We start from the raw sequence: 26,990 nt of genomic DNA on the forward strand, positions 1-26,990 counted from the left end.
CCAGACGCTACTCAGCCGAACCAGCCCGCGACATCGACCCGGAACCCGTCGGCGGGCACCACGACGCGCAAGTCATCCTCGATCGCGCGGACGCGTTCGGCGCCGAGCGTGTCGACCCAATCGGCGCGCAGTTCCTCGAAGATCACCGCGGAACGGCGAAGCGAGTCGATCCCCCGCGGCGTCAGGCGGACGAGCTTGCGCCGCGCGTCGGCCGGGTCGTCAACGCGCTCGGCGTACCCGAGCCGGGCCAGGCGGTCGACGGTCTTGCCCGCGGCCTGCTTGGAGACGCCGAGGCGCCGTCCGAGCTCCGACGCCGTGGCCCCGTTCAGCCCGATCGCCTGCATGGCGAAGCCGTACGCGGGGCGGATGTCGGGGTGGCCCTGGCGCGCGAGCTCGGCGTGCAGGCGGTCGACGATCGTGCGGAAACCGCCGAACAGCAACAACGGCAGCTCGTAGCCGGGGGTATCCGGCTTGCCATATTCGACAACCTGGTTTACGTTTTGGTCAACCACGTTGTCCATCCTACGAGCCGGGAGTCCTCCGTGCATTTCCCCACACACACCGTCGATACCGCCCCGCCGTCCGCGCGCCGCTCCCTCACGGCGACCGCCGCCCAGTTCGGCGACGTGCCCGCTGCCGTCGCCCGCCTGGCGACGTCGCCGGAGCTGTTGAACGGCTTCCTGAAGCTCAGCGCGCTCTTCGAAACGACCACGCTGACGCCGCTCGCGCGCGAGACGCTGATCCTCACCATCGCGACCCGCAACGAGTGTCACTTCTGCGTTGCCATGCACACCGCGAAGCTGCTGAAGCTGGGCGCGCCCGCCGAAGTGGTGTCGGCGCTGCGCTCGTCTTCTGCACTGCCGTCGCCTGAATTGGAGGCCCTGCGCGCCTTCGTCCTGAAAGTGCTCGAGACGACGGGCGACGTGCCATCGGCGGACCTGGACGCGTTCCTCGACGCCGGTTTCACTCCGCAGCAGGCGCTGGAAGTGGTGCTCGGCATCGGCACCTACACGATGTCGACGTTCGCGAACCGCCTCGTGGCGGCCCCGCTGCACCCGAGCCTGGCCGAGCACGCCTGGACCGCGTGACCCGTACTCGACCGGACTGCGGGGGCGGCGGCGGAATCCGCCGCCCCCGCGGCATTCGTCAGGCCTTCTTCAACGTCACGACCGTCGTGTCGTCGACCGAGAGATTGGTGTTGTAGACGGGGTCGAGGGCGGTCGCCTGGGTGACGACCTCCGCCTGGCCCTTCTGGTACGGCGTGGTCCCGACCGGATCGACAGAGGCCTTCCACGGCACCGGCGCGCCCGGCGTGCACGCGACCTGGACCGAGTAGGTGCCGCGGATGATCACGTTGTGCTTGACCTGCGTGACCGAGCCGTTGAGCGTCACGGTCGCCGGCGCGGTGCACTCGACCGTGCCGTTCAGGCCGGCCTTGCCGTCGAGCGTGCTCGCGGTGCCGGCGGTGGCCACCTTGAGCCCGATGCCCAGCTCCGCGGGCGGGGCCGGGTTGGCGAGGTGGATCTCGCCGCGGGCGGCCGTCGCGCCGTTCTCGCAGTGCTGCTCGAACGTGGCGTCCAGCGTCTGCACGTAGCCGTGCGGACCGAACAGGATGTTCTGCACCACGAACGAATCGGTGCTCTGGTTGCAGCCGCGGCCGTTGCCGCTCAGGTCCAGCCCCGGCTGCTGGGGCGCCTGGAACGGATAGCGGTGCGCGTCGGTGTACGTGCCGGCCGCCAGGGTCTGCCCCTGGGGCGCGGCGAGGTTCAGACTCCACCAGTCGCCGTTGGCGCCGGTGAGGCCCACGGAGATGTGGTTGCCGGCCTCGTCGGCGGTCACCGAGAGCCGGTCGTTGGCCGCGATGGAGTAGGCGTACGTGCCGCCGCCGGTGATGTAGTCACCCGCGTCGCCACTGAACGCGAGTGTCCCGGTCGCGACGCCCTGCGCCCCCGCCGGTGCCGCAACGGCCACCGCGGCCGCCGCCGAAAAGACGACGAGAGCCGCCGCTCTCTTGGCCATCTTGAGAATCTGCACGAACTTCCCCCTGGTTCTGGTGCGAAACCTGCTGACCACTTTTCGACGGCGTCGCCGGTTCCGTTAGCAGGCGAACGGGTGACGCCGGCGTCGCGAAAAGGGGTTCCGGAACCCGCGGCGAAGATCACCCGTTCGGCCCAAGGCAACGATGTATCTCGCGGCCCCGCACCGGTCTCCTGAACCGTGCTACCCGCGACGTGCTGCACGGTGGCCGGGCCTGTCGAGGGGGCAGACCCGGCCCCGGCAGATGAGGCGTCAGCAGCACGAAGGCCTCCACCCCGGCGACGGTCGGGCTGGAGGCCTTCCTCTGGTCAAGGCTGATCGTGAGTGGGCTGATTTCCGGTGGGCGCAGCAGGGTTCGAACCTGCGACCGCTCGGGTGTAAACCGAGTGCTCTTCCGCTGAGCTATGCGCCCCGTGGCGACGCCCGCGCCCGGGCGAACCAGGACAACGGGCGCCGCCGGGAAGATCGTCAGGCCAGTTCGGCCACGGCCTTCTTCCAGGCCTGCTGGTCGCGGGCCTCGCCGGGCTGGTTGACCTCCGCGAAGCGCACCACACCGTCGGTGTCGATCAGGAAGGTGCCGCGCAGCGCGAGGCCGGCCTTGTCGTTGAAGACGCCGTAGGACTGCGCCACCTCGCCGTGCGGCCAGAAGTCCGAGAGCAGCGGGAACTGGTAGTTCTCCTGCTTGGCCCAGACCTTCAGCGAGAAGACCGCGTCACACGAGATGCCGAGCACCTGGACACCCTTGGTGTCGTAGTCCGAGAACTCGTCCCGGAGCTGGCACAGCTCCCCGGTGCAGACCCCGCTGAACGCGAACGGGAAGAACACCAGCAGCACCGGCTTCTCGCCCTTGAAGGACGACAGCTGGACGGGCTGCTTGTTGTAGTCGTTGAGCGTGAAGTCAGGGGCTGGTGAGCCGACCTCGACGGCCATGCGGCGATTCCTCTCCAGAGCGGACACGGGCCTGCGCCGACAACCCTATCGTGTCAGCGGCGCAGGCCCGGGCTCAGCGCTGCTTGGCCTTCGAGGACTTCGGCGACACCAGCCTCGTGCCGACCCAGTCGGCGCTCACACTGATGTTGGCGGTCTGCGCCAGGCCGACTTGCGGCACGGCTTCGGCGATCTCGCTCGGCTCGACGTGCCCTGGCTGACCTGTCTTCGGGGTCAGCACCCAGATCACGCCGTTCTCGTCCAGCGGGGTCCTGACTTCGATGAGGGTGTCACCCAGGTCGCCGTCGTCTTCGCGCCACCAGAGCAGCACGACCTCGACGACGTCGTCGGCGTCCTCGTCCAGGAGCTCACCACCGATCTCCTCTTCGATGGCGGCACGAACGTCTTCGTCGACGTCCTCGTCCCAGCCGATCTCCTGGACCACCATGTCCGGCTTGATGCCAAGCCTCTCGGCGACGCTGGCACTGCCGGCGTCTCCCGCGGCGACCACTGCTTCCACTCCTCCAACTACGACGGAGCGTGGCGTTCGTTCAGCCCTTCGGACCGGGACGGACCGCCACACTCGGGGTACACGGTTGTCATAGCGAACACTGGCGCGGCGCTGCGCGCAACCGTCCACACCGGATCTTTGACAACTCGTGTCGCAGCGTAGGGGCCCCCGGCGCCGTTACGCGACCCCGGGGCGGGTGTCCGCGACCAGTGTCCCACGACCGCTCCGACCGGGCCCGGAAACCTCTCCCCTAGGCTGGAGGAGAAAAACGCGCGCGCGTTACACCGCACGCGGGGAGTGGCGCAGCCGGGGCGTCCCTTGTTACCGCTCAGTAGCGGTGACGGGAGGCGGACCGGGGGCGACGATGGGTAGAGGCGAACACTCCCGCCCGAGAGCACAACCAGCTACAAGGAGACCCCTTGGCCCCGCAGAACGACGGCGCCTCCGGCAAGGAGACCCCGGCACGCGTACGCGTCATCCGTGACGGACTGGCGGCGCACCTGCCCGACATCGACACCGACGAGACGGCCGAGTGGCTGGACTCCTTCGACGAGGCGCTGGCCAGGGGTGGCCAGCAGCGGGCGCGATACCTGATGCTGCGCCTCCTGGAGCGCGCGCGGGAGCGCAACGTCGGTGTGCCCGCCCTGACCTCGACGGACTACGTCAACACGATCCCCACGGAGAACGAGCCGTGGTTCCCCGGCGACGAGGAGCTCGAGCGCCGTTACCGGGCGTACATCCGCTGGAACGCGGCCATCATGGTGCACCGCGCGCAGCGGCCGGGCGTCGGCGTCGGCGGGCACATCTCGACCTACGCCTCGTCCGCCGCGCTGTACGAAGTGGGCTTCAACCACTTCTTCCGCGGCAAGGACCACTCCGGCGGCGGCGACCAGATCTACATCCAGGGCCACGCGTCGCCGGGCATCTACGCCCGCGCGTTCCTCGAGGGCCGGCTGAGCGAGCAGCAGCTCGACGGCTTCCGCCAGGAGTACTCGCACGCCGGCGAGGGCGGCGGCCTGCCGTCGTACCCGCACCCGCGGCTGATGCCGGAGTTCTGGGAGAACCCGACGGTGTCCATGGGCCTCGGCCCGATGAACGCCATCTACCAGGCCCGGTTCAACCGCTACCTGCGCGACCGCGGCATCAAGGACACCAGCGACCAGCACGTCTGGGCGTTCCTCGGCGACGGCGAGATGGACGAGCCGGAGTCGCGCGGCCTGATCCACGTGGCCGCGGGCGAGGGCCTGGACAACCTGACCTTCGTGATCAACTGCAACCTGCAGCGGCTCGACGGCCCGGTGCGCGGCAACGGCAAGATCATCCAGGAGCTCGAGGCCTACTTCCGGGGCGCGGGCTGGAACGTGATCAAGGTCATCTGGGGCCGCGAGTGGGACTCGCTGCTGTCCGCCGACCGCGACGGCGCGCTGGTCAACCTGATGAACGTCACCCCGGACGGCGACTACCAGACCTACAAGGCCAACGACGGCGCCTTCGTCCGCGAGCACTTCTTCGGCCGCGACCCGCGGACCAAGGAGCTGGTCAAGGACCTCACCGACGCCGACGTCTGGAACCTCAAGCGCGGCGGCCACGACTACCGCAAGGTGTACGCGGCGTACAAGGCGGCCATGGAGCACCACGGCCAGCCGACGGTGATCCTCGCCCACACCATCAAGGGCTACGGCCTCGGCCCGTCGTTCGAGGGCCGCAACGCCACGCACCAGATGAAGAAGCTCACGCTCGACGACCTCAAGCTGTTCCGCGACTCCCAGCGGATCCCGATCAGCGATGAGGAGCTGGAGCGCGACCCGAAGCTGCCGCCGTACTACCACCCGGGCGCGAACTCGCCGGAGATCGAGTACATGGTCGGCCGCCGCAAGACCCTCGGCGGGTTCCTGCCGGAGCGCCGGCCGAAGTCCGCCAAGGCGCTCGTGCTGCCCGGCGACAAGGTCTACGAGGGGGTCCGCAAGGGCTCGGGCAAGCAGGAGGTCGCCACCACGATGGCGTTCGTCCGGCTGGTGCGCGAGCTGGCGAAGGACTCGGAGATCGGCAAGCGGATCGTGCCGATCATCCCGGACGAGGCCCGCACGTTCGGCCTCGACTCGATGTTCCCGACGGCCAAGATCTACAACCCGCACGGCCAGACCTACACCTCGGTCGACGCGAGCCTGATGCTGGCGTACAAGGAGTCCGAAAAGGGCGTCATCCTGCACGAGGGCATCAACGAGGCCGGCTCGACCGCGTCGTTCACCGCGGTGGGCACCTCGTACGCCACCCACGGCGAGCCGATGATCCCGATCTACATCTTCTATTCGATGTTCGGGTTCCAGCGCACCGGCGACGGCCTGTACGCGGCGGCGGACCAGATGGCCCGCGGCTTCGTGCTCGGCGCCACCGCGGGCCGCACCACGCTGACCGGTGAGGGCCTGCAGCACGCCGACGGGCACTCGCTGCTGCTGGCGGCGACCAACCCGGCGGTGGTGGCCTACGACGCGGCCTACTCGTACGAGATCGCGCACATCGTCAAGGACGGCCTGCGCCGGATGTACGGCGAGACGGGCCCGGACGGCAACGGCGAGAACGTCTTCTACTACATGACGATCTACAACGAGCCGTACCAGCAGCCCGCCGAGCCCGAGGGCCTCGACGTGGACGGCCTGCTCAAGGGCCTCTACAAGTACGCCGACGCCCCGGCGGGCGACGGCCCGGAGGCGCAGATCCTGGTCTCCGGCGTCACGATGCCGGACGCGCTCAAGGCCCAGCGGATGCTGGCCGAGGAGTGGGGCGTGCGGGCGGCCGTGTGGTCGGCGACCTCGTGGACCGAGCTGCGCCGCGAGGCCGTGGCGATCGACCACGACAACCTGCTGTACCCGGGCGACACCCCGCGCGTGCCGTACGTGACCGAGGTGCTCTCGGGCGTGCAGGGGCCGATCGTGGCGGTGTCGGACTGGATGCGCGCGGTGCCGGACCTGATCCGCCCGTGGGTGCCCGCCGACATGCTCACGCTCGGCACGGACGGGTTCGGCTTCTCCGACACCCGCCCGGCGGCGCGGCGCAAGTTCCTGGTCGACGCCGAGTCGATCGTGGTCGGCGCGCTCACCGCGCTGGCCAAGCGCGGCGAGGTCGCGCAGGACAAGGTGGTCGAGGCGGCGCGCAAGTACCGCATCGACGACGTGTCCGCCGCGGGCCCGCAGACCTCGGACTCGGGCAGCGCGTAACCAGCCGTGGCCGGACGGGCCCTCCGGGACGCACGATGTCCCGGAGGGCCCGTCCGTCTGGGCCCGATGTTTTTTCACCACCCCGGCCTCTAGGGTAGAGGTCGGATGTATTTCGGATGCTTGAGAAGGGTGATCGAGCGTGACCCAGCGTCGCCTGCCGCGGCCGAGCGAACTGAAGCAGATCCTGCGGCCGAAGCCGATCGTGCTCAACCCGACCGACCGGCGCCTCGCCGGCGCGCACACGATCGCCGACCTGCGGACGGTCGCGCGCAAGCGCACCCCGCGCGCCGCGTTCGACTACACCGACGGCGCCGCCGAGCTGGAGGACAGCCTCCGCCGCGCCCGTCAGGCCTACCGGCGGGTGGAGTTCCACCCCAACGTGCTGCGGGGCGTGTCCGATGTGGACACGAGCAAGGAGATCCTCGGCCGCCGCTCGGAGCTGCCGTTCGCGTTCGCGCCCACCGGGTTCACGCGGATGATGCAGCACGAGGGCGAGCGCGCGGTGGGCCGGGTGGCCGAACGCAACGGCATCCCGATGGGCCTGTCCACCATGGGCACGACCTCGATCGAAGACCTCGCCGAGGCCGCGCCGGGCGCGCGCCGGTGGTTCCAGCTCTACGTCTGGAACGACCACGGCGCCGGCGAAGATCTGATGAATCGGGCGTGGGAGAGCGGCTACGACACGCTGCTGCTGACCGTCGACACCCCGGTCGCCGGCGCCCGCCTGCGCGACGTCCGCAACGGGCTGACCATCCCGCCCGCGCTCACGCTCAAGACGTTCGCCGACGGCGCGATGCACCCCGCGTGGTGGATCAACCTGCTCACCACCGAGCCGCTGACCTTCGCCTCGCTCAACCACTTCGGCGGCACCGTGGCCGAGCTGCTGGACAAGCTGTTCGACCCGACGCTCGACTTCGACGACCTCGACTGGGTGCGCCGCACCTGGCCGGGCAAGCTGGTGATCAAGGGCGTCCAGAACGTCGACGACGCCCGTGACGTGGTGAAACACGGCGCCGACGGCGTGGTGCTGTCCAACCACGGCGGCCGCCAGCTCGACCGCGCGCCGACGCCGCTCGAGCTGCTGCCCGCCGTGCTCGACGAGCTGCAGGGCGCCGCCGAGGTGTGGGTCGACACCGGCATCCTCTCCGGCGGCGACATCGTGGCCGCGCTCGCCCGCGGCGCGGACGCCGTGCTGATCGGCCGCGCGTTCCTGTACGGCCTGATGGCCGGCGGCGAGCGCGGGGTGCAGCGGTGCGTCGACATCCTGCGCACGGAGCTGGTCCGGACCATGCAGCTGCTGGGCGTCCGGCGGATCGAAGACCTCCGGCCTTCGCACGCCACCCTGCGCTGATCTCCGGCTCGAAGCGCCCCACTGCGACATCGGGGTGGCATTGGGGCGTTTCGGGCGGACTGGGCCGGACGTGCGACACGGGTTGACCGAGGCGTGGGGTTGTGGTCAGGATCTCAGCCACCTCGTGAAACGCGGTTTCCGCCATGCGGAAGTACGGTCCCCCGGAGGTCGGCTTGTTCGTACAGGATCTCACTCCGCTGGCCGGTTCCCTCGCCGTCTCCGCGCTGGTCGCGATCATCCCGCTCGCCGTGGTGCTGGTGCTGCTCGGCGTGGTCCGGGCCAAGGCGCACCACGCCGCGCTGATCGGGCTGGCGGTCGCGCTGGTCGTGGCCATCGTGGTGTTCGGCATGCCTGTGGGCCAGGCGATCTCCGGCGCATTGCAGGGCGCCGCCTTCGGCCTGTTCCCCATCCTGTGGATCGTGGTCAACGCGCTGTGGGTCTACCGGGTGACGGTGCGCACGGGCCATTTCGACGTGCTGCGCCGTTCGTTCGGCCGGGTCTCCGACGACCCGCGGATCCAGGCGCTGATCATCGCGTTCTGCTTCGGGGCGCTGATGGAGGCGCTGGCCGGGTTCGGCGCGCCGGTGGCGATCAGCGCGGTGATGCTGGTGGCCGTGGGCTTCGGCCCGGCCAAGGCGGCGGTGGTCGCGCTGGTGGCGAACACCGCGCCGGTGGCGTTCGGCGCGATGGGCACCCCGGTGGTCACGCTGGCGCAGGTCACCGGGCTGCCGCTGGACCAGGTGTCGTCGATCGTCGGGCGGCAGACGCCGTTGCTCGCGCTGTTCGTGCCGCTGCTGCTGGTGATCATCGTCGACGGCCGCCGCGGCCTGCGTGAGACCTGGGTCCCGGCGCTGGTCTGCGGGATCGCGTTCGGGGTGGTGCAGTTCCTCGCGTCCAACTTCGTGTCGCCGCAGCTGGCCGACATCTGTGCCGCGCTCGCCGGCGCGGCGGCGCTGGTCGCGCTGCCGATGACCCGGCGCGCGGTGTCCGCCGAGGTCCGCGCGCGGGTGCTCACCGGCACCCGCACCGCGACGCTGGACCGGCCGGACGAGCGCGGCGAGGTCGTCCGCGCCTACCTGCCGTACGCGCTGATCATCGTGGTCTTCTCGCTCGCGCAGGTGCCGCCGGTGAAGAACCTGCTCGACCGGGCCACCTGGAAGTTCCACTGGGCCGGCCTCGACGTGCACGGCCCCGACGGGAAAGCCGTGTCCGGCAACACTTTCTCGCTGCCGTTCCTCAACACCGGCGGCACGCTCGTACTGCTGGCCGGAATCATCACGGTGATCGCGCTGAAGGTCGCGGCGAGCGGCGCCGCCGCGGAATGGCTGACGACGGTGAAGGAGCTGCGCTTCGCGATCGTCACGGTCGCGGGGGTGCTCGCGCTGGCGTACGTGATGAACCTGTCCGGGCAGACCGCCACCATCGGCACGTTCATCGCGGCGGCGGGCGCCGGGCTCGCGTTCCTGTCGCCGGTGCTCGGCTGGTTCGGGGTCGCCGTCTCCGGCTCGGACACCTCGGCCAACGCGCTGTTCGGCGCCCTCCAGGTGACGGCCGCCCACCAGACCGGGCTGCCCGCCGACCTGCTGGCGGCGGCGAACAGCTCCGGCGGCGTGCTGGGCAAGATGGTCTCGCCGCAGAACCTCACCATCGCGTGCGTGGCGGCGAACCTGCCCGGCGAGGAGGGCAAGCTGCTGCGGAAGGTGCTGCCGTGGAGCGTCGGCCTGCTGCTGGTGATGTGCCTGATCGTGTTCGGTCAGAGCACCCCGGTGCTCAGCTGGATGCTGCCGTGACCGGCGCCCGCCGGACGCTCTTGGCCGTGCGGTTCCAGCTCCACCACCCGTGCCCGACCAGCGCGGCGAAGACGATGTAGATGGCGGCGGAGAAGTACAGCCCGGACGAGATCTGCAGCGGCACGCCGATCGCGTCGACCACCAGCCAGACCAGCCAGAACTCCACCAGGCCGGCCCCCTGGGCCCCGAAGGCCACCAGCGTGCCGACGAAAATCGCGGCGTCCGGCCACGGCGCCCACGAAGCGTTCAGCGCCTGCAGCGCGAGCGCCATGACCACAGTGCCCGCGACGAACCCGGCGAGCATCGCGGCCCGCTCGGTCCAGCGGCCCTTGCGCACGACCACGCCGTACAGCGGATCGCTGCGGCGGTTCCACGCCCACCAGCCGTAGAGCGAGATGGCCAGGATGGCGATCTGACGGCTCGCCAGCCCGCCGAGGTGAGCGGAGATGTAGACGGAGAACAGCAGCACGGTCGCGCCGACCTGCACCGGCCACGTCCACAACGTCCGCCGCTCGGCGAGGAACACGACAGCGAGCGCGAACACCTGTCCCGCCAGCTCCGCGATCGAGATCCACTGGCCCAGCACGGTCACGCCGTGATGCAGCAGGAAGTCCACGTACCCACCCCTTCCGGTCTACCGCTCCCAACATGCAGCACCGCGGGGCAATTCCCCCACCGTTGTGAGGCGGAAGACATCCCGACCGGTGAGACAGATGCGACGGCATCCCCGGCCGAGCGATGACTCGGCACGGCGACCCACCGGGGCGGCGGTGGCCGGGTGAGACGGCTCGGCAGGCAACCCACCATGACGGCCGCGCGAGGCGACGGGGCGGACTGGCCGGACTAGATGCCTCGGCAGGGCGACCACGGGGGCGGCGGTGTGGCGCAGCTGCGCGGGATGGCACGGCGAGGCGGTCAAGGCGGAATAGCTCAGCGGACATGGCGGGGCGACCCAGGGGAGCAGCTGCGCGAGGCGGCTCGGCGGGGCGACCGTCGCGGCGGCCGCGCGAGATGGCCATGCCCACTCGACCTAGCGGGCACGGGCCCGGGAACGGCGAGGGTCCGGTGCCCACCCGATGCACCGGACCCTCGCCGAGGAAAGGCTCAGAGTTCGACGCGGCCGAACCCGGCGGGTGGGGTCGGGGTGTCCGAGCCGGGCTGGTGGCCGTTGCCCGGGTGGGTGGCCGGGGTGTCTTGGGCCTGCTGCACCCGGGTTTGCTGAGGCTGGGCCTGGGCCTGCTGCGTCTGGCCCGGCTGAGCCTGCCGCGTCTGGCCCGGCTGCGCATCAGCCTGCTGGCCCGGCTGAGCCTGAGCCGCCTGAGCCTGGGCCTGGGCCTGCCGCGTCTGGCCCGGCTGAGTCTGGGCCTGCCGTGCCTGGCCAGACTGAGCGTGCGTCTGGCCCGGCTGGACCTGCCCGCCGACCTGGCGCGACGGGGTGCCGTCGCCGCTGCCGAGCTGGCCCTGGAGGTTCGCCAGCCAGCCGCCCCAGCGGTCCTGGGCCGGCTTGATCAGGCCGCCGCCGAAGCCGACCACGATCACGCCGCCGATGGTCGCCAGCACGGCGATCAGCACGGGGCCGGTCACCGCCGTCGCGATGTTCACCTGGCCCAGCGCCGCGATGATGCCGAACGCCATGATCAGCCAGTAGGCGACGGTGCCGAGCAGGCGCCCCGCGGGACGCGCCGCCATCGCGGACGTGACCACGTCACGCACCACCTTGGCGATGGCCGCGGCCACCACGATCAGCACCAGCGCCACCAGGATCCGCGGCAGGAACGCGATGATCTCGTTGAGCAGCTGGCTGACCGGGTTCGACGCGCCGAACACCCCGAACGCCAGCTGCAGGGCGATCAGCAGAATGAAGTAGTAGACGAGTTTGACCAGGATGCCGGTGGCGTCCACATTCGCCTGCTTCATCATTCCGGTGAGCCCGGTCTTCTCGATCAGCCGCGAGAATCCGAGCTTTCCGAGCACCAGTCCGAGTGCTTTGGACACGGCTTTCGCGATCAGCCAGCCGATGAACAGGATGATCAGAAATCCGACGAGTTTCGGGACGAACGTGGCCACCAGATTCCAGGCCTGTCCGAGTCCGTCCTTCAATTGCTGACCCACGCGGGCTCCCTTCGCCGTGGTCGGCTTCGAATCCGGCGGCGTCCGCTGTGCACCGGTTCGTTGACCAGGTACCCAGCGGACGAGAGTGCTGTGCACCACGATCGAGTGAGACGACTGGCGCGGGAAGATCAATGACGGCCATACTTGTACTACCGGTGGGGACCGGGGAGACGAGGCCGTCCGGCGCAGCGAAAACCGCAAGCGCCGGGCGGCCTCGAGCATTTCCGGGAAGCAGGCCGGAAGCAATCAGCGAGTACGCGCACCGTCGCTCTGCGAATACGCTTCGGGTTTCCCCGGATGACAGCGCTTGTCCACCACGGGTTACGCCGGCGCGTTTGTGGGCCCCTCACACCGAAGCCTGACGAAGCGGCACAGTTGACGGCATAGGCGCCACCACTCCGGCCCGGAGAGCCTCGCCCCGGCCATTCGGCCCAATCATCACCGCGTGAACACGCGCCTGGCCGCTCGCGATTCAACCAGCACCACACGGATACGCGAGTGGCCACGAACGCCCACCCGGACGCTCGTGGCCACCGCCCGATCAGGCCGCGCTCAACGCGTCCCGCAGCTTGACCTTCGCACCGGTGCGCATCACGGCATTGCGGTAGATCCGCGCGGCCAGCCAGATCAGCGCCGGGATCAGCAGCACCACCAGCCCCACCGACAGCACGGCCTCCCACACCGGCACCCCGCCCATCGCCAGCCGCATCGGCATCAGCGTCGGCGCGAAGACCGGGATGACCGAAAGCACCTCGGCGAACGAGTTCGACGGGTCCGAGGGCAGCACCGAGATGCCGACCACGTAGCCGGCGATCACCAGCATCAGCGCCGGCATCGTCGCGCCGCCGACGTCCTCCTGGCGGGAGACGAGCGCGCCGAGCGCGGCGAAGACGATCGAGTACATGAAGAAGCCGAGCAGGTACCAGACGATCAGCCACACCACGGTGCCGACGGCCGCCGACACCGAGATGGTGAGCACCCCCAGGCCCAGCCCCGCGGCCAGGCCGACCACGCCGATCGCCAGCATCTGGATCAGCCCCACCGTGCCGATGCCGAGCACCTTGCCCGCCATCAGCTGCCACGGCTTGATCGTCGACAGCAGCAGCTCGACCACGCGAGACGTCTTCTCCTCGACCACACCCTGCGCCACGCTCTGGCCGTTCAGCATCAGCGACAGGTAGATGAGGATGCCGGCGACGATGCCGAGGATGAGCTGCTGGCCGTCGTAGTTGTACGGCTGCTGCAGCGGCGGCAGCTCGTCGATCGAAGCACTGTCGACGGCGGCGCCGATCTTCGCCGGATCACCGCCGAGCCCCCGGATCTGCTCGCCCAGCGCGATCTGCCCGGCCACCACGTTCAGCACGTTCTTCAGCGTCGGGTCGAGGTCCTTCTTCACCTGGACGTGCACCCGCTGCGCGTCCTGCACCAGCAGCGCGTCGAACGAGCCGTCGTTCAGCTTCGCGATGCCGGCCTGCTGGTCGGGCACCTGCTCGGTGGCGACGTTCTTGCCGATCGACTTCGCCGTGGCCTTCACCGGCGCCGCGAGCGGGGCGGCCGCGGGCACGAAGCCGATGGTGGCGTCGGTGCCGCTGCCGCCGCCGATGATCTTGAACACCACCGTCACGCCGACGATGAGGATCAGCATGACCAGTGTGCTGATGCGGTAGGCCTTCGACTTCACCCGCGTGCCGATCTCGCGCGAGGCCACCAGGCCGACCGCGGACAGCGGGCTCATCCGGACGTCGGGCTCGCTCATGCCGCAGTCTCCTGGGTCTGGTGTTCGCTCACGACGGAGCGGAAAAGGTCGGTCAGGGAAGGCAGCTTCCGCGAGAACTCGCGCACCGGCCCGGTCGCCAGTGCCGCGCGCAGCACGGCCTGGTCGTCCGCGCCGTCGCCCAGCTCCACTTCGGTCACGGCGCCCTCGCGGCCGAGCACGGTGACGCCGGGCAGCCCGGCGGCCCAGCCGTCAGCGGCCTCGGGCGCGTCGACGAGCAGCCGGACCGCGCCGCCGGAACGCAGCTCCGCCACCGAACCGCACGCCTCCATCCGTCCACTTCGGACGATCCCGATCCGGTCGCACAGGCGCTCCACCAGATCGAGCTGGTGACTGGAGAACACGACGGGCACCCCCGTGGCCGCCTTCTCCCGCAGCACCGCGCTCATCACGTCCACCGCGACCGGGTCGAGACCCGAGAACGGCTCGTCCAGCACGAGGATCCGCGGCTCGTGCACCAGCGCGGCGGCGAGCTGCACGCGCTGCTGGTTCCCGAGGCTCAACGCCTGCACCTCGCTGTCGCGGCGCGCGGCGACACCGAGCCGCTCGGTCCACCGCTCGGTGGAGGCCTTCGCGTCCGACGCCGACATCCCGTGCAGCCGGGCCAGGTACGTCAGCTGCTCGCCGACCTTCATCTTCGGGTACAGACCTCGCTCTTCGGGCATGTACCCGATGTGGCGGCGGGTCTCGTAGTTCACCGGCTCGCCGGCGTAGCGCACCTCGCCGGCGTCGGCGCTGAGCACGCCGAGGGCGATGCGCATGGTGGTGGTCTTGCCGGCGCCGTTGCTGCCGACGAAACCGAAAAGCTCCCCAGGCCGTACGTCGAAAGTCATCTTCTCCAGCGCCACCACGGCGCCGTACCGCTTGGAGACCGCGTCGATCTCCAGTCCGGGCTCTGACATAGCCCGTTCCCCCTTGCCGTCGTCTTCGGTGCCGATTGTCACCTTCGGTGATCGTAGAGAGGAGGCGCTGGTTGTTCCTAGCACCCGTCGTTGCGTGTCCGCCGCCGAAAGTTGCTGGTACGGCGCCCCCGTAGGATCGGTCCCGACATGGCTGAAACGAGTTCCGGACGCCGGGTGCCCAAGCACCACGGGCTGTCCGCCAAGACCCTGCGCGGGTTGGAGCACGCGTCCGGGCGCCTCGCGAGCGCGAGCGTCGCGGTGATGGAGCAACGGCTGGTGTGGTTCGCGCGGCTGCCCGCGGACCAGCGCGCGAGCGTCCTGCTCATCACGCAGGCCGGCGCGGCGGGCTTCGTCGACTGGCTGCGTGACTCGAAGGAGGCGTTGAAGCTCACCACGGAGGCCTTCCGCGACGCGCCCGCCGAGCTTTCGCGCTGGGTCAGCCTGCGCCAGGCCGTCGGCATGGTGCGGCTGGCCATCGAGGTGTTCGAGGAGCAGCTGCCGGAGTTCGCCGCGAACGAGGCCGAGCGCGCCGCCCTGATCGAGGGAATCCTGCGCTACGGCCGGGAAATCGCCTTCGCCGCGGCCAATTCCTACGCCGCCGCAGCGGAAGCGCGCGGTGCGTGGGACGCGCGGCTGGAGGCGCTGGTCGTCGACGGCATCGTCCGCGGGGACGCCGAGGAGGCGGTGCTCTCCCGCGCCGCCGCGCTCGGCTGGGACCCGGCTTCGGCCGCGACGGTGCTCGTGGGAAACCCGCCGTCGGAGGACCCGCCGACGGTCGTGTTCGAGGTCCGCAGCCGGGCCGCGCGGGTCGGCCGGCCGGTGCTGCTGTCGGTGCAGGGCTCGCGGCTGGTCATCGTGATCGGCGGCCCCACCGACGGCGGGCCCAAGGAGCGCGAAACGCTCTCCCGGATGTCCGCGGTGTTCGCCGACGGCCCGGTGGTGGCCGGCCCGACCGTCCCCTCATTGGCCGAGGCCCACCACAGCGCGGCGGAGGCGTTGTCCGGGCTGCGCGCGGTGGTCGGCTGGCCGGGCGCGCCGCGTCCGGTCCGCTCCGGCGACCTGCTGCCCGAGCGCGCCCTCTCCGGCGACCCGGAGGCCGAACGGCTGCTGGTGGACCTCGTCGCCCGACCGCTGGAAGAGGCGGGCCCGGCGCTGCAGCGCACGGTGGAGACCTACCTCGAAACCGGCGGCGTGCTCGAACGCTGCGCGCAGGCCCTCTTCGTCCACCCCAACACGGTGCGCTACCGCCTGCGCAAGGCGGCCGAGCTGACCGGCCGCAACGCCACCGAGCCCCGCGACGCCCTGGTCCTGCGGATCGCGCTGACCGTCGGCCGGCTCGCGCGGGCCCGCGGCCTCTGGTGACCGGGCGTCTGTCGCGAGAGGACCGTTCGCACCGCGGCAGCGACCGAATCACTCCGTGACCGACTTCACGGCAAGCAATGGTTGAATCCCACAAGGCATCTGGGTTAAGGGCGGAGATTCACGGCGGGCCTTTGGAGGTTTCCTCCAATTACGCCGGTCGGACTTGGTGACCGCCCGCATCCGGTCCGGCCGGGTCCCCGTGGTGTCATAGACAGGTGACAGTCGCAGTCCTCTCTCCCGGCCAGGGCTCCCAGGCCCCCGGCATGCTCACCCCGTGGCTCGAGCTCGACGGCGCCCGCGCGCGCGTGGCCGAGTGGTCGGCCCACGCCGGGCTCGACCTGCTCCGGCTCGGCACGGAAGCCGGCGCCGAGGAGATCCAGGACACCGCCGTCGCGCAGCCGCTGATCGTGGCGCTGTCGCTGCTCTCGTTCGAGCACCTGCAGCAGGCCGCCCCGGTGGCGGCCGACGCGCCGGTGGCCGGGCACTCCGTCGGCGAGCTGGCCGCGGCCGCGATCGCCGGGGTGCTCTCCTCGGCCGACGCGGTGGCGCTGGCCGCCGTGCGCGGCGCCGAGATGGCGAAGGCCTGCGCACTGGAGCCCACGTCGATGGCGGCCGTGATGCTCGGCGACCCCGAGCAGGTCGTGGCGTGGCTCGAAGAGCGGGGCCTGGCCGCGGCCAACCGCAACGGCGCGGGCCAGATCGTCGCGTCCGGCTCGGCCGAGGCGATCGAACGGATCGTCGCGGAGCCGCTGGAGGGCACGAAGATCCGTGCCCTCAAAGTGGCCGGCGCCTTCCACACGCCGTACATGGCGCCCGCCGAGGCGACCCTGCGCGAGCACGCCGCCGGCCTCACCCCGGCCGACCCGGTCCGCCCGCTGCTGTCCAATGCGGACGGCAAGGTGGTCACCAGCGGCGCCGAGTACCTGGACCGCCTCGTCGCCCAGGTCACCCGCCCGGTGCGCTGGGACCTGACCATGGACGGCCTCGCCAGGCTCGGCGTGACCAGCACATTCGAACTCGCGCCCGCGGGCACGCTGACCGGCCTGGTCAAGCGGCAGCTCAAGGGTGTCGTCACCACTACCATCGCGCTGAAGACGCCGGCTGAGCTGGCGAACCTGCGCGAGGAGGACGCCCAGTGACCGACCGCCCCAGTCTGCGCCAGACCACCGGCCCGAGCAGCACCCGGATCCTCGGCACCGGGAGCCACCAGCCGGCGAAGATCGTCACCAACGACGACCTGTCGCAGCTCATGGACACCAACGACCAGTGGATCCGCGACCGCGTCGGCATCATCGAGCGGCGCTTCGGGGAGAAGAACGAGCTGCTGGTCGACTTCGCCGTCGCCGCCGGCACCGCCGCGCTGGCCGACGCGGGCCTCGACCCGTCCGAAGTGGACACGGTCATCCTGCCGAACTGCACCATGCCGACGCAGATCCCGAACGCGGCCGCCCAGGTCGCCACGCGGATCGGCATCCAGAGCGCCGGCGCCTTCGACCTCAACGCCGCGTGCGCCGGCTTCTGCTACGGCCTCGGTGTGGCTTCGGACCTGATCAAGTCCGGCTCCGCGAAGAAGGTGCTGGTGATCGGCGCGGAGAAGCTCACCGACTCGGTCGACCCGCTCGACCGCGCGAACGCGATCATCTTCGCCGACGGCGCGGGCGCCGCGGTGGTCGGCGGCGCCGACGAGCCGGGCATCGGCCCGGTGGTCTGGGGCAGCGCCGGCGACCTGGTCGACCTGATCTACATGCGCGACGACAAGTACATCTACCAGGAGGGCCAGTCGGTCTTCCGCTGGGCGACCACGCAGATCGCGCCGATCGCGCTGCGCGCGCTGGAGGCCGCGGGCCTGAAGGCGTCCGATGTGGACGTCCTGATCCCGCACCAGGCGAACCTGCGCATCGTCGAGTCGATCGCCAAGAAGCTGCGGGCCGCGGGCGCGCGGGAGGACATGGTCGTCGCCGACGACATCAAGTACTCCGGCAACACCTCGTCCGCGTCGATCCCGCTGGCGCTGGACCACATGCGCAAGGCGGGCACCGCGAAGTCCGGCGACGTCGTGCTGGCGGTCGGGTTCGGTGCCGGGCTTTCCTATGCCGGGCAGGCTTTCCTCTGCCCCTGAGTGGATACTTTCCCCGCGGGCGCCGTGCCCGCGGGGCAGCACCCGAAGTGAAGAACCGAGAAGGGAACAACCCCCATGGCTGACAACGCTGAGATCCTCGCCGGCCTCGCCGAGATCGTCGAAGAGGTGGCCGGTGTGGCTCAGGACGACGTCACCGCCGAGAAGTCGTTCGTGGACGACCTGGACATCGACTCGCTGTCGATGGTCGAGATCGCCGTGCAGGCCGAGGACAAGTTCGGCGTCAAGATCCCGGACGACGAGCTGGCCAACCTGAAGACCGTCGGCGACGCGGTGAACTACGTCTCCGCCAACCAGAACTAGGTCCTCTTCGTACCCGGGCCGGGAGTCCGGCTCAGGCCACACCGAGAGCCAACGAGGTGAACGCATGAGCAACATCGACGTCGTCATCACCGGCATGGGGGCCACCACCCCGCTCGGCGGAGACGTCGCGTCCACTTGGGACGGCCTGCTGGCCGGCCGCAGCGGCATCCGCCCACTGACCGCGGACTGGGTCGAGGAACTCGGCCTGCCCGTGAAAATCGGGGGGACGCTGGCGGTCGAGCCCAGCGAGGTGCTGCCGCGGGTCCAGGCCCGGCGGCTGGACCGGTGCGAGCAGGTGGCGATCATCGCCGCCCGCCAGGCCTGGGCCGATGCCGGCTTCACCGAGCAGACCGACGAGCACACCGACGTCGTGCCGGAGCGCCTCGGCGTGTCCATCGGCACCGGCGTCGGCGGCCCGGTGACGCTGCTGAGCCAGAACGACCTGTTGCACCAGCAGGGTCTGCGCAAGGTCTCCCCGCTCACGGTGCCGATGCTGATGCCCAACGGCCCGGCCGCGCACGTCAGCATCGACCTGAAGGCGCGCGCGGGCGTGCACTCCCCGGCCTCGGCGTGCGCTTCCGGCGCCGAGGGCATCGCGACCGGCTACGAGATGATCCGGTCCGGCCGGGCCGACGTCGTGGTCGCGGGCGGCACCGAGGCGTGCATCCACCCGATCACGCTCGCCGGCTTCGCCCAGGCACGCACGGTGTCGACCCGCAACGACGACCCGGGGGCCGCCTCACGGCCGTTCGACGTCAGCCGCGACGGCTTCGTCCTCGGTGAGGGCTCGGGCGTCGTGGTGCTGGAGCGGGCCGACCTCGCCAAGGCCCGCGGCGCGCGGATCTACGCGACGCTCGCCGGCTACGGGATCACCTCCGACGCCTACCACATCACGGGCAATCACCCGGACGGCATCGGGCAGATCGCGGCCATGCGGGCCGCGATGGACATGGCCCGGCTGTCCCCGGCGGACATCCAGCACGTGAACGCGCACGCCACGTCCACTGTGGTCGGTGACATCGGCGAGGCGGCCGCGATCCGGACCGCGGTCGGCGACCACACGGTGGTCACCGCGCCGAAGGGCGCCCTCGGCCACCTCGTCGGCGGCGCGGGCGCGGTGGAGGGCATCGCCACGATCCTCTCGATCTACGAGGGCGTGGTGCCGGCGACGCTGAACCTCAGCGAGCTGGACCCGAAGGTCCAGCTCGACGTGGTGTCGGGCGAGAACCGCAAGATGGAGATCACCGCGGCGATCAGCAACTCGTTCGGCTTCGGCGGTCACAACACCGCGCTGCTGTTCACCCCCGCCGTCTGATCGGCGAAAGTCACGAAACGAGGGCCCTTCCCACGCGGGGAGGGCCCTCTTCGTACGGGTTCAGCAGGCTTCGCCCTCCGGCGAGCGGCCGGTGCTGTCCACGGTGTCGATCTTGAAGCCGCCGCCCTGGAAGACCATCGGCCACACGAGCCGCCAGTGGATGCACCCGCTCTTGAGGTTCTCCGGCGCGTCCTCCTTCGACTGCGTGCTCGTGAACCCCAGCAGCACGCGCAGCGACCCGTGGGCGGCGGGCTCGATCCGGTAGATCATGATGCTGCCGTCCTTCGTGGACCGGAAGTCCTTCGCCCACGACTCGGCCGACGGCTTCTGCTGCACCCGCTGAACGCTGACCGTCTTCTTCCAGGCGTCGTAGTTGCGGTTGTTGATCGAGTCGAAGTAGGCCTGGATGACCGGGCGCACCGCCTCGTCCTGCGGGTGGTGCGCGACGTCGTCGGTCACTTCGACCTGGCCGGACCCCGGCTGGTCGTCGGGCTCCACCGAGGTGAGCGGGGCCACCGCGCCGGAGTCGACGGCTTTCGCCTCCGGGCGCAGGTACATCTCGCGCGCGAGCAGCCCGCCACCGACGGTGAGGGACAGCACCACGACCAGGACGGGCACCAGCCACCGCTGGCGGGAACGAACGGGCGGTTGGGCGGTCACCCCTGAGAGGGTACCCACCCGCCCCCGGCGGTCAGCCGACCTGGTGCAGCCACGTGACCGGGGCGCCGTCACCGGCGTGCCGATAGGGCTCCAGCGCCTCGTCCCAGCTCGCCGCCAGCAGCTCGTCCAGCTTGTGCGCCAAGGATTCGCCGCCACGCGTCATGCTCACCAGCGCGCGCAGCTGGTCCTCGCCCACCACGATGTCGCCGTTGGCGCTGGTCCGCCCGTGCCACAGGCCGAGGCCGGGCGCGAAGCAGAACCGCTCGCCGTCGAGGCCCGCGCTGGGCTCCTCGGTGACCTCGAAGCGCAGCATCGGCCACGCCTTGAGCGCGGCGGCCAGCTTGCCGCCACTGCCGGCGGGCGCACGCCAGCCGCATTCGGCGCGGAGCTGTCCCGGACTGGCGGGCTGCGCCGTCCACTTCAGCTCGACTCGGGCACCAAGGGTGCCCGAAATGGCCCACTCGACGTGCGGGCAAACCGCAGACGGCGACGAGTGGACGTACACCACGCCTCGGGTGTTGCCACGGGTGCTCACTGCTGACCTCCGCTTGCTCGACGAGGGACGTCTTCCCCTACGACCTCTCGACCAGCGACGGGCTCTGTGTGCTTTCCGTGTCTCTTCCCGACTTGCAGCACTGTGTAGCACATTCTGCACCCCAACCGTGCTGTTTGGCCACACGAACACCACAAGTCGCACCGGAACCCCCTTTAGGAGGGAGCCACGCCGACGCTTCCCCGTGTCGCGCCGTGTACGGGCCCGGGCGCGCTAGCGTGGTGCCCCGGAAACGGTCGAGGTGAGGAGGGTTTCGGTGCGACTGGTCCGCCTCGGGCAGCAGCCGTCGCGCGTCGCCGAAGACGTGCGGGCGGCGCTGGCTTCGCTCGGCCGCGGCAGCACCGTGATCGGCGGCGTCGCGCTGGTCGGCGCGCGCCCGGCCGGCGGCGACCGGGCCGTGGAAGCGGTGGTGGTGCTGCCGAAGGGCGTGCTGATCGTGATCGGCGTCGACCTGCCCGACCCGGCGCTGCGCCTCGAAGCCCCGCTCGGCGGCCCGTGGAAGGCCGACGGCTGGCCCCTGGTCCACGGCGACGACGCGGTCAACCCGGCCACGGAGGCGCTCGACCTTTCCCAGGAGTGCGAGCGGCGGATCGCGGAGCTGGCGCCCGGCACCGGCCCGGTCGGCACGATCATCGCGGTGGGCCCGTACGTCGAAACCGTCGACCAGCCGCCGGCCGACCTGGCCGGCCCGGTCCGCGTCCTGCACCCGACCCCCACCACCATGCTCGCCGCGACGGTCTCCCTCGCGACGGCCCGCCGCCCGCGCTCGCTGGACCAGGCCCGCGCCCTGATCACCGCCTTCGCCCCGGACGCCCCGGAACTACCGGACGACATCCTGCTGGGCGAGGGTTTCGTCCGCTACACCGACGACTCCCCCATGCCGCCGGAGAACCGGGCGTCCTCTGTGGCCACTGCGACCGGACGGGCGGCTGCTGCCTCTGGACCATCCGCCCCGGCTGCGTCATCGGGGGTCCCGGCTGCGGCTCCCCCGGTCGCGCCCGCTGCGGCGGGCCCGGCGACGCCGCCGGCGGGTGGGGCTCCGCCGACCGTCCCGATGTCCCATCCGGACAGATTCACCGCGGCCCGGCCGAAGATCACCTCGGTACCGCCTCCGCCACCGGTTCTCCCGACGATCGCGCCGGTCCCGCACATCGCCCCGGCCACCGTTCCGCCTTCCCCCGGCACGACTGCCCCCGGCACTGGTGCGGCCGATCCGGCTTCCCCCGGGGCGATGGGTTCCTCTTCCCCTGAACCGACGGCAACCGGCGTCACTTTCCCCGGAGCCACGGGTGCCACTCCCCCTGGCTCAACCGGCGCCGCTCCTCCCGGAGCCATGGACGCCACGCCTTATGGCGCGATGGGTGCCGCCTCCCCCGGAGCGACGGGCGCTGCGTCCCCCAGTACCACGACAACCGGTGCCGCTTCCGCCGGCGCAACGGGTTCCCCTTTCCCTGCCCCGACTGCGACTGGTGCCACTTCCCCTGGCGCCGGGCGTGGGTCGGTGGGTGGGGCTGCTCCCGCTGCTCGGAGCGGGGCGCCGGTCTTCCCCGGTGCGGGCGCCACCACCTCGCCGTCAGCGGAGGCGGGGCCACCCAGCCGGTCGGCTGCACCTTCCCCCGCGGCAGCCGCAGGAACCGATGAGATCTCGGCCAGGCTCGCCGATGAGCCGACCGAGTCCGTCGCCTCGCCGGGACGGCCCGGTCCGTCCACATCGGGCAGTGCTGCCGGCACGGCCGGTTCCTCGGCGGACAGTGAAGCGGTCACCGAAGCCATGGCATCGCCGCCGCGGTCCGCCGGGGCCGCGTCCCTGCCGGTGGCGAAACCTGGGCCGAGGCCGATGGCTCCGCCGTCTGGGAGCAGTCCGCACCAGGCGGCCGCAGGCCCAGGAGCGGCAACCGGCGCCGGGGCGGCAACAACGGCGGGCACCGGAACCGCGCCAGGCAGAGGAGCAGCGGCAGGCACTGGAACGGCAGCGAGCGCGGGCGCTGCAGCGCGCACGGGAACGGCGGCCAGCACAGGCGCTGCAGCAAACGCGGGCGCGGGCGCGGGCGCTGCAGCACACGAGGGCGCGGGCACTGCAGCACACACGGGAACAACGACGGGCACTGGCGCTGCGGCACGCACGGGAACGACAGCGGGCACAGCCACCGGAGCAGCAGGCGCGGGACCAGCGGGCGCGGGCACTGCAGCACACCCGGGAACGACAGCGGGCACAGGCGCTGCAGCACGCACGGGAGCAGCAGGCACAGGCACCGGGGCAGGCACCGGAGCAGGAGGTGCGGGACCAGCAGGCGCGGGCGCGGCGGCAACACCGCCGCCGAATGGTGGTTCCGGCAAGCAGTCGCGGACGGTGCGGTGGTTGCCGCTCGGGGCTATCGGGCTGTTGGTGGTGCTGTTGGTCACCGCGGTGGTGATCGCGGCTACCGGGGGTGGTGGGGACAGTGGGCAGACCGCGGCGCCGCCGGCGAGTTCCCAGGCCGTGGCCCCGAATCCGCCGGCGTCCCGTGCTCCGGTGTCCAGCGCGCCGGCGCCGAGCCTGACGTTCGAGGTGCGCGCGGGCAGCGGCGACCAGCGGTGCGCGTCGCACGCGTTCGGTGATGTGCAGGCGAGCTTGCAGCAGACGAGCTGCGTCGGCGTCCAGCGGGCGAGCTACACGGCCGAGGTCGACGGGCGCGCGGCCGCGGTGACCGTGGCCGTCGTCGCGTTCCCCGATGCCGCGCAGGCCTCGCACTTCAAGGACGTGGCCGACACGCCGGGCAGCGGCGGTATCATCGACGTCGCCACCGAGACCGGCAAGTGGCCGGGCCCCGCACCGCAGTTCGACGGCGCCGCCTACACCAGCAAGATCGAGGGCAACGGCGTGCGGCTGGTGCAGGCGGTCTGGCTCCCGGGACCGTCCACTTCGGACGATCCCGGCCTCGCCCGCGCCGCGAAGGGCGCGCTCGACCTGGTGCTGCCGAGCTGAGCGTCAGAGCCCGTACGCCTCCAGCAGCCGCAGCCACACCTCGCTGATCGTCGGGAAAGCGGGCACGGCGTGCCACAGCCGGTCCAGCGGCACCTCGCCGACGACGGCGATGGTCGCCGAGTGCAGCAGCTCGGCCACGTCCGGGCCGACGAACGTCACCCCGAGCACCACCCCGCGCTCGGTGTCGACGACCATGCGCGCCTTGCCCTGGTACCCGTCCGCGTGCAGGGACGAGCCGGCCACCGCGATGTCGATGTCCACCACGCGGTCGGCCGAGCCCTCGCGCGCCTCGGTGAGCCCGACGGACGTCACCTCCGGGTCGGTGAACACCACCTGCGGCACGGCGTGGTGGTCGGCCGTCGCGCTGTAACGGCTCCACGGTTCCGTCGAGATCTCCTCGCCCCGGGCGCGGGCCGCGACGCTGTCGCCGGCGACGCGCGCGGCGTACTTGCCCTGGTGCGTCAGCAGCGCGCGGCCGGTGACGTCGCCGGCCCCGTACAGCCAGCCACCGTCCACGGCGGACACCCGGCCACTCTCGTCGACGGCGAGCGGGGCGTCGGTGGGCAGGCCGAGCACGTCGAGGCCGACGTCGCCGGTCGCCGGGGCCCGGCCGGTGGCGACCAGCAGCTCGTCGACCACCAGCTGCTCACCGTCGGCCAGGGTGAGCGAGGCGCCGCCGTCCACAGCGGACACCTCGCGGATGCCGGACATGGTGTGCACGAAGACGCCTTCCTCGCGCAGACCGCCGAGCAGCAGGTCACCCGCGAATGACGGCAGCTTCGGCAGCGGGCGCTCGCCGGTGATCACCAGGTGCACCTCGGCGCCGAGCCGGGCCCACGCCTGCGCCATCTCGACGCCGACCACCCCGCCGCCGAGCACGCCGAGGCGCGCGGGCACCGCGGACGCCGACGTGGCCTCGCGCGAGCCCCACGGCCGGATCGTGTCGAGCCCCGGGATCGAGGGCGACCGGGGGACGCTGCCGGTGCAGACGATCACCGCGTGGCGGGCGGTGAGCACCTGGTCCTCGCCCACCGTCACCTCACGCTCGCCGGTGATCCGGCCGTGGCCGCGCACCGGCTCGATGCCCGCGCCGCGCGCCCAGCCCACCTGCCCGGCGTCGTCGCCCTTGCCGGTGAACCAGTCCCGCCGGGCGAACACCTGCGCCGGGTCGAGCGCGCCGGCGACGGGCACGCCGGGCACCCGCTTGGCCGCGGCGAGCAGGTTTCCCGGGCGCAGCAACGCCTTGCTCGGAATGCAGGCCCAGTAGGAGCACTCCCCGCCGAACAGCTCGTGCTCGACGAGCGCCACCTTCAGCCCGCCCTTGGCGGCGCGTTCGGCGGCCACCTCGCCGACCGGTCCGGCCCCGATCACCACAACGTCGAAAGTCTGTCCTGACATGGGTTCAGCGCACACCACCACGCGGCTTCGCGCAAGCCAGCGGCTATTCTCGTCAGACAGCTGCAAGAAAACCGGCGGCACCGGGGGGAGCCGGGGCGTCGCCGTGCCGGTTGCACGCATGACCACGATCGAGCACGGGAGGCTTCATGGCCAGGAACACTGCTGTCCGCGTTCTGGACGACCTGACCGGCGGCCCGGCGGCCCAGACCGTCGGCTTCGGCCTCGACGGCGTCGAGTACGACATCGACCTCACCTCCGCGAACGCGGCCGCACTGCGCAAGATTCTGAGCCGGTACGCGGAGGCGGCCCGTCGCGTCGGCGGGCGGAAGCAGCGGCCGCGTTTCGTGCCGGGTGCGAAGAAACCTGCGGCTGGGGCGGGGAAGCGTGCGACGAAGGTTGCGGGGGCGAAGGCCACCCCAGCCAAGAGGACTCGAGCCAAGAGCACTGCGGCCAAGGCCGCTGCGCCGAAGGCTGCCGCGAAGAGCGGTGCTGCGAAAGCAACCACGAAGGCCGCTACGCCGAAGTCAGCCGCGAAGGGCGGCACGACGAGGGCGGCTGCGAAGACCACTGCCAAGGCCGCGTCGCCGAAGGCCGCGAAAGCCACCGCGCCTAGGTCAGCTCCGGCGAAGACTTCGGCCACGAGGGCGGCTGCGGCAAAGGCTTCGGCAGTGAAGGCCGCTCCGGCGAAGGCAACCGCGAAGACCGCGGCGAAAACAGCTCCGGCGAAGACAGCCACGGCGAAGGCGGCTCCGGCCAAAACCACTGCGAAGGCGGCTGCGAAGCCCCGTCGCGCGGTGGCGGAGGTTCCGGCGGTCAAGTTCTCCGCGAGCGAGTGACCCGGGGCTGAACCCCGGAAACAGCGCCGGAAACCGCGCCGCAGACCGGAAACGGCAAACGCCCGGAGAAGGGCTCTCGCTGGTCCGGCCGGTGCGGTCCGGGGTCAGGGTTGGCGTTGCCGGCCGTCGGTGTGCCAGGCGTCGTAGTGGTAGCGGGTGTGCAGCAGGGTGCGCTGGCTGTCCAGCTCGGCCGGGGAAGGCGGGCGCGGTTCGAGTGGGCCGAGCAGCGAAACGGCGGCCGCGCGGACCACGGATTCGACTTCGCCCTCGGCGAACGACAGGCCGTGGCCGGACAGTGAGGCGACGGGGCTGCGGTGGGAGTCCAGCGGTTTCGGGTCCGGCGGCGGGCCGGTGAGGTACGCGCCGACGCGCGAAGGGTCCGTGTCGATCAGCAGGGTCGAGTGCGCCAGCAGACCGCCCTTGGTCCGGAAGACCGCGAAGCCGCACAGCTTCTGCGTGCCCACGAACAGGCCGCGCTCGCCCAGGTTCGGCGTCAGGCCCAGTTTCTCCACCGCCGCCGACATGACCAGGCCCAGCATTTCCAACGGGCGGGGCGGCGGGCCCGGCAGCACCAGGGTCACGTTCAGGTTCCCCGGGTCGTGGAAGACCGTGCCGCCGCCGCTCGCGCGGCGCAGGATCGGGACGCCGTCACGCGCGCACTCCGCGACGCGCACTTCCCGCGCTACCTTCTGGCCTCGCCCGACGACAACGCACACCGGGTTTCGCCACAGCCACAGCACCGGTGCCGAAGGCGCCACCCGCAGCAGCGCCTCGTCGAACGCCAGGTTCTCGGTCGGCTCGGCGAATTCGGCGCGTATATCCGACCCGCCGTTCACAGTGCC

The 26,990-nt window shown here is 71.3% G+C and carries 23 protein-coding genes, 1 tRNA gene and 1 pseudogene; 11 read left to right on the forward strand and 14 right to left on the reverse strand.

The annotated features are described in order from the left end of the window. Window positions 1-11: 11 nt before the first annotated feature. Window positions 12-521: a MarR family winged helix-turn-helix transcriptional regulator gene (locus BMY97_RS39890; protein ID WP_091628095.1), complete on the reverse strand. Its 510-nt coding sequence runs from the start codon at window positions 519-521 to the stop codon at window positions 12-14. A 21-nt stretch (window positions 522-542) separates the two neighbouring features. Between BMY97_RS39890 and BMY97_RS39895 the strand changes: the two genes are divergently transcribed. Then, the gene (locus BMY97_RS39895; protein WP_091628096.1) at window positions 543-1,088 is read left to right on the forward strand and encodes a carboxymuconolactone decarboxylase family protein; all 546 of its coding nucleotides are present in this window, start codon (window positions 543-545) and stop codon (window positions 1,086-1,088) included. 58 nt (window positions 1,089-1,146) lie between these two features. Here the strand turns inward: BMY97_RS39895 and BMY97_RS39900 are convergent, their stop codons facing one another. The 4 genes from BMY97_RS39900 to BMY97_RS39915 form a co-directional block, all read right to left on the reverse strand. Then, window positions 1,147-2,019, reverse strand: a complete 873-nt coding sequence (locus BMY97_RS39900; protein ID WP_091628233.1) for a hypothetical protein — start codon at window positions 2,017-2,019, stop codon at window positions 1,147-1,149. 358 nt (window positions 2,020-2,377) lie between these two features. Continuing rightward, window positions 2,378-2,449, reverse strand: a tRNA-Val gene (locus BMY97_RS39905). 56 nt (window positions 2,450-2,505) lie between these two features. Then, window positions 2,506-2,967: a peroxiredoxin gene (locus BMY97_RS39910; RefSeq protein ID WP_091628098.1), complete on the reverse strand. Its 462-nt coding sequence runs from the start codon at window positions 2,965-2,967 to the stop codon at window positions 2,506-2,508. A 73-nt stretch (window positions 2,968-3,040) separates the two neighbouring features. Beyond that, on the reverse strand, window positions 3,041-3,475 hold the full coding sequence (locus BMY97_RS39915; RefSeq protein ID WP_091628099.1) for a DUF3052 domain-containing protein: 435 nt from the start codon (window positions 3,473-3,475) through the stop codon (window positions 3,041-3,043). 419 nt (window positions 3,476-3,894) lie between these two features. On the opposite strand from BMY97_RS39915, the gene aceE reads away from it, so the two are divergent. The 3 genes from aceE (at window position 3,895) to BMY97_RS39930 (ending at window position 9,831) form a co-directional block, all read left to right on the forward strand. Then, complete coding sequence (gene aceE, locus BMY97_RS39920) at window positions 3,895-6,690, forward strand: pyruvate dehydrogenase (acetyl-transferring), homodimeric type (RefSeq protein ID WP_091628100.1); 2,796 nt, start codon at window positions 3,895-3,897, stop codon at window positions 6,688-6,690. A gap of 139 nt (window positions 6,691-6,829) precedes the next feature. Beyond that, a complete protein-coding gene (locus BMY97_RS39925; protein WP_091628101.1) occupies window positions 6,830-8,041 on the forward strand; it encodes an alpha-hydroxy acid oxidase in 1,212 nt (403 codons plus the stop codon). Window positions 8,042-8,214: 173 nt separating this feature from the next. Beyond that, the gene (locus BMY97_RS39930; RefSeq protein WP_091628235.1) at window positions 8,215-9,831 is read left to right on the forward strand and encodes an L-lactate permease; all 1,617 of its coding nucleotides are present in this window, start codon (window positions 8,215-8,217) and stop codon (window positions 9,829-9,831) included. On the opposite strand, the gene BMY97_RS39935 is transcribed toward BMY97_RS39930, so the two are convergent. The 4 genes and pseudogenes from BMY97_RS39935 to BMY97_RS39950 form a co-directional block, all read right to left on the reverse strand. Next, window positions 9,812-10,447 carry a nicotinamide mononucleotide transporter family protein gene (locus BMY97_RS39935; RefSeq protein ID WP_091628103.1) on the reverse strand — a complete coding sequence of 212 codons (636 nt, stop codon included), beginning with the start codon at window positions 10,445-10,447 and terminating at the stop codon, window positions 9,812-9,814. The genes BMY97_RS39930 and BMY97_RS39935 overlap by 20 nt on opposite strands. 821 nt (window positions 10,448-11,268) lie before the next feature. Further along, window positions 11,269-11,943 (reverse strand): annotated as a pseudogene (locus BMY97_RS39940) (mechanosensitive ion channel family protein); the annotation flags it as partial. Between the two features lie 541 nt (window positions 11,944-12,484). After that, window positions 12,485-13,699 (reverse strand): ABC transporter permease, encoded by a 1,215-nt coding sequence (locus BMY97_RS39945; RefSeq protein WP_177231766.1) that lies wholly within the window; start codon window positions 13,697-13,699, stop codon window positions 12,485-12,487. Continuing rightward, complete coding sequence (locus tag BMY97_RS39950; protein ID WP_091628104.1) at window positions 13,696-14,619, reverse strand: ABC transporter ATP-binding protein; 924 nt, start codon at window positions 14,617-14,619, stop codon at window positions 13,696-13,698. Before BMY97_RS39950 ends, BMY97_RS39945 begins: the two co-directional genes overlap by 4 nt. 147 nt (window positions 14,620-14,766) lie before the next feature. On the opposite strand from BMY97_RS39950, the gene BMY97_RS39955 reads away from it, so the two are divergent. The 5 genes from BMY97_RS39955 to BMY97_RS39975 all read left to right on the forward strand — a co-directional run bounded on the left by BMY97_RS39955 (window position 14,767) and on the right by BMY97_RS39975 (window position 19,736). After that, a complete protein-coding gene (locus BMY97_RS39955; protein ID WP_091628106.1) occupies window positions 14,767-15,981 on the forward strand; it encodes a PucR family transcriptional regulator in 1,215 nt (404 codons plus the stop codon). A gap of 215 nt (window positions 15,982-16,196) precedes the next feature. Beyond that, window positions 16,197-17,120: an ACP S-malonyltransferase gene (locus tag BMY97_RS39960; protein ID WP_091628108.1), complete on the forward strand. Its 924-nt coding sequence runs from the start codon at window positions 16,197-16,199 to the stop codon at window positions 17,118-17,120. Further along, the gene (locus tag BMY97_RS39965; RefSeq protein WP_091628110.1) at window positions 17,117-18,100 is read left to right on the forward strand and encodes a beta-ketoacyl-ACP synthase 3; all 984 of its coding nucleotides are present in this window, start codon (window positions 17,117-17,119) and stop codon (window positions 18,098-18,100) included. The genes BMY97_RS39960 and BMY97_RS39965 overlap by 4 nt, the downstream gene beginning before the upstream one ends. 75 nt (window positions 18,101-18,175) lie before the next feature. Next, entirely contained in the window at window positions 18,176-18,421 is a 246-nt protein-coding gene (locus BMY97_RS39970; protein WP_091628111.1) for an acyl carrier protein, read from the forward strand. A gap of 64 nt (window positions 18,422-18,485) precedes the next feature. Continuing rightward, window positions 18,486-19,736: a beta-ketoacyl-[acyl-carrier-protein] synthase family protein gene (locus BMY97_RS39975; RefSeq protein WP_091628113.1), complete on the forward strand. Its 1,251-nt coding sequence runs from the start codon at window positions 18,486-18,488 to the stop codon at window positions 19,734-19,736. A 60-nt stretch (window positions 19,737-19,796) separates the two neighbouring features. Here the strand turns inward: BMY97_RS39975 and BMY97_RS39980 are convergent, their stop codons facing one another. The 3 genes from BMY97_RS39980 to BMY97_RS47450 form a co-directional block, all read right to left on the reverse strand. Then, entirely contained in the window at window positions 19,797-20,396 is a 600-nt protein-coding gene (locus BMY97_RS39980) for a hypothetical protein (protein ID WP_177231767.1), read from the reverse strand. A 31-nt stretch (window positions 20,397-20,427) separates the two neighbouring features. Next, complete coding sequence (locus BMY97_RS39985; protein WP_091628116.1) at window positions 20,428-20,931, reverse strand: DUF3145 domain-containing protein; 504 nt, start codon at window positions 20,929-20,931, stop codon at window positions 20,428-20,430. A gap of 231 nt (window positions 20,932-21,162) precedes the next feature. Next, window positions 21,163-21,783, reverse strand: coding sequence for a hypothetical protein (locus BMY97_RS47450; protein WP_177231768.1), 621 nt, complete (start codon window positions 21,781-21,783; stop codon window positions 21,163-21,165). A 1,678-nt stretch (window positions 21,784-23,461) separates the two neighbouring features. Here BMY97_RS47450 and BMY97_RS47455 point away from each other — a divergent pair. Next, window positions 23,462-23,914 carry a hypothetical protein gene (locus BMY97_RS47455; protein ID WP_177231769.1) on the forward strand — a complete coding sequence of 151 codons (453 nt, stop codon included), beginning with the start codon at window positions 23,462-23,464 and terminating at the stop codon, window positions 23,912-23,914. Between the two features lie 3 nt (window positions 23,915-23,917). On the opposite strand, the gene BMY97_RS39995 is transcribed toward BMY97_RS47455, so the two are convergent. Beyond that, window positions 23,918-25,312: a dihydrolipoyl dehydrogenase family protein gene (locus tag BMY97_RS39995; RefSeq protein ID WP_177231770.1), complete on the reverse strand. Its 1,395-nt coding sequence runs from the start codon at window positions 25,310-25,312 to the stop codon at window positions 23,918-23,920. Window positions 25,313-25,458: 146 nt separating this feature from the next. Here BMY97_RS39995 and BMY97_RS40000 point away from each other — a divergent pair, with 146 nt between their 5' ends. Continuing rightward, entirely contained in the window at window positions 25,459-26,148 is a 690-nt protein-coding gene (locus BMY97_RS40000; protein ID WP_091628120.1) for a histone-like nucleoid-structuring protein Lsr2, read from the forward strand. A 104-nt stretch (window positions 26,149-26,252) separates the two neighbouring features. Here BMY97_RS40000 and BMY97_RS40005 read toward each other — a convergent pair whose 3' ends face one another. Beyond that, window positions 26,253-26,984 carry a lipoate--protein ligase family protein gene (locus BMY97_RS40005; protein WP_091628122.1) on the reverse strand — a complete coding sequence of 244 codons (732 nt, stop codon included), beginning with the start codon at window positions 26,982-26,984 and terminating at the stop codon, window positions 26,253-26,255. Window positions 26,985-26,990: the final 6 nt, after the last annotated feature.

The organism is Amycolatopsis saalfeldensis (genome assembly GCF_900110575.1).
GTDB classification, from domain to species: Bacteria; Actinomycetota; Actinomycetes; order Mycobacteriales; family Pseudonocardiaceae; genus Amycolatopsis; species Amycolatopsis saalfeldensis.

Bases quoted from the DNA above. Each gene is read 5' to 3' on its own strand.
- BMY97_RS39890 (WP_091628095.1), bottom strand. From the start codon at position 521: ATGGACAACGTGGTTGACCAAAACGTAAACCAGGTTGTCGAATATGGC.
- BMY97_RS39900 (WP_091628233.1), bottom strand. From the start codon at position 2,019: ATGGCCAAGAGAGCGGCGGCTCTCGTCGTCTTTTCGGCGGCGGCCGCG.
- BMY97_RS39910 (WP_091628098.1), bottom strand. From the start codon at position 2,967: ATGGCCGTCGAGGTCGGCTCACCAGCCCCTGACTTCACGCTCAACGAC.
- BMY97_RS39945 (WP_177231766.1), bottom strand. From the start codon at position 13,699: ATGAGCGAGCCCGACGTCCGGATGAGCCCGCTGTCCGCGGTCGGCCTG.
- BMY97_RS39950 (WP_091628104.1), bottom strand. From the start codon at position 14,619: ATGTCAGAGCCCGGACTGGAGATCGACGCGGTCTCCAAGCGGTACGGC.
- BMY97_RS39955 (WP_091628106.1), top strand. From the start codon at position 14,767: ATGGCTGAAACGAGTTCCGGACGCCGGGTGCCCAAGCACCACGGGCTG.
- BMY97_RS39970 (WP_091628111.1), top strand. From the start codon at position 18,176: ATGGCTGACAACGCTGAGATCCTCGCCGGCCTCGCCGAGATCGTCGAA.
- BMY97_RS39975 (WP_091628113.1), top strand. From the start codon at position 18,486: ATGAGCAACATCGACGTCGTCATCACCGGCATGGGGGCCACCACCCCG.
- BMY97_RS47450 (WP_177231768.1), bottom strand. From the start codon at position 21,783: ATGTCGTCCGGTAGTTCCGGGGCGTCCGGGGCGAAGGCGGTGATCAGG.
- BMY97_RS39995 (WP_177231770.1), bottom strand. From the start codon at position 25,312: ATGTCAGGACAGACTTTCGACGTTGTGGTGATCGGGGCCGGACCGGTC.
- BMY97_RS40000 (WP_091628120.1), top strand. From the start codon at position 25,459: ATGGCCAGGAACACTGCTGTCCGCGTTCTGGACGACCTGACCGGCGGC.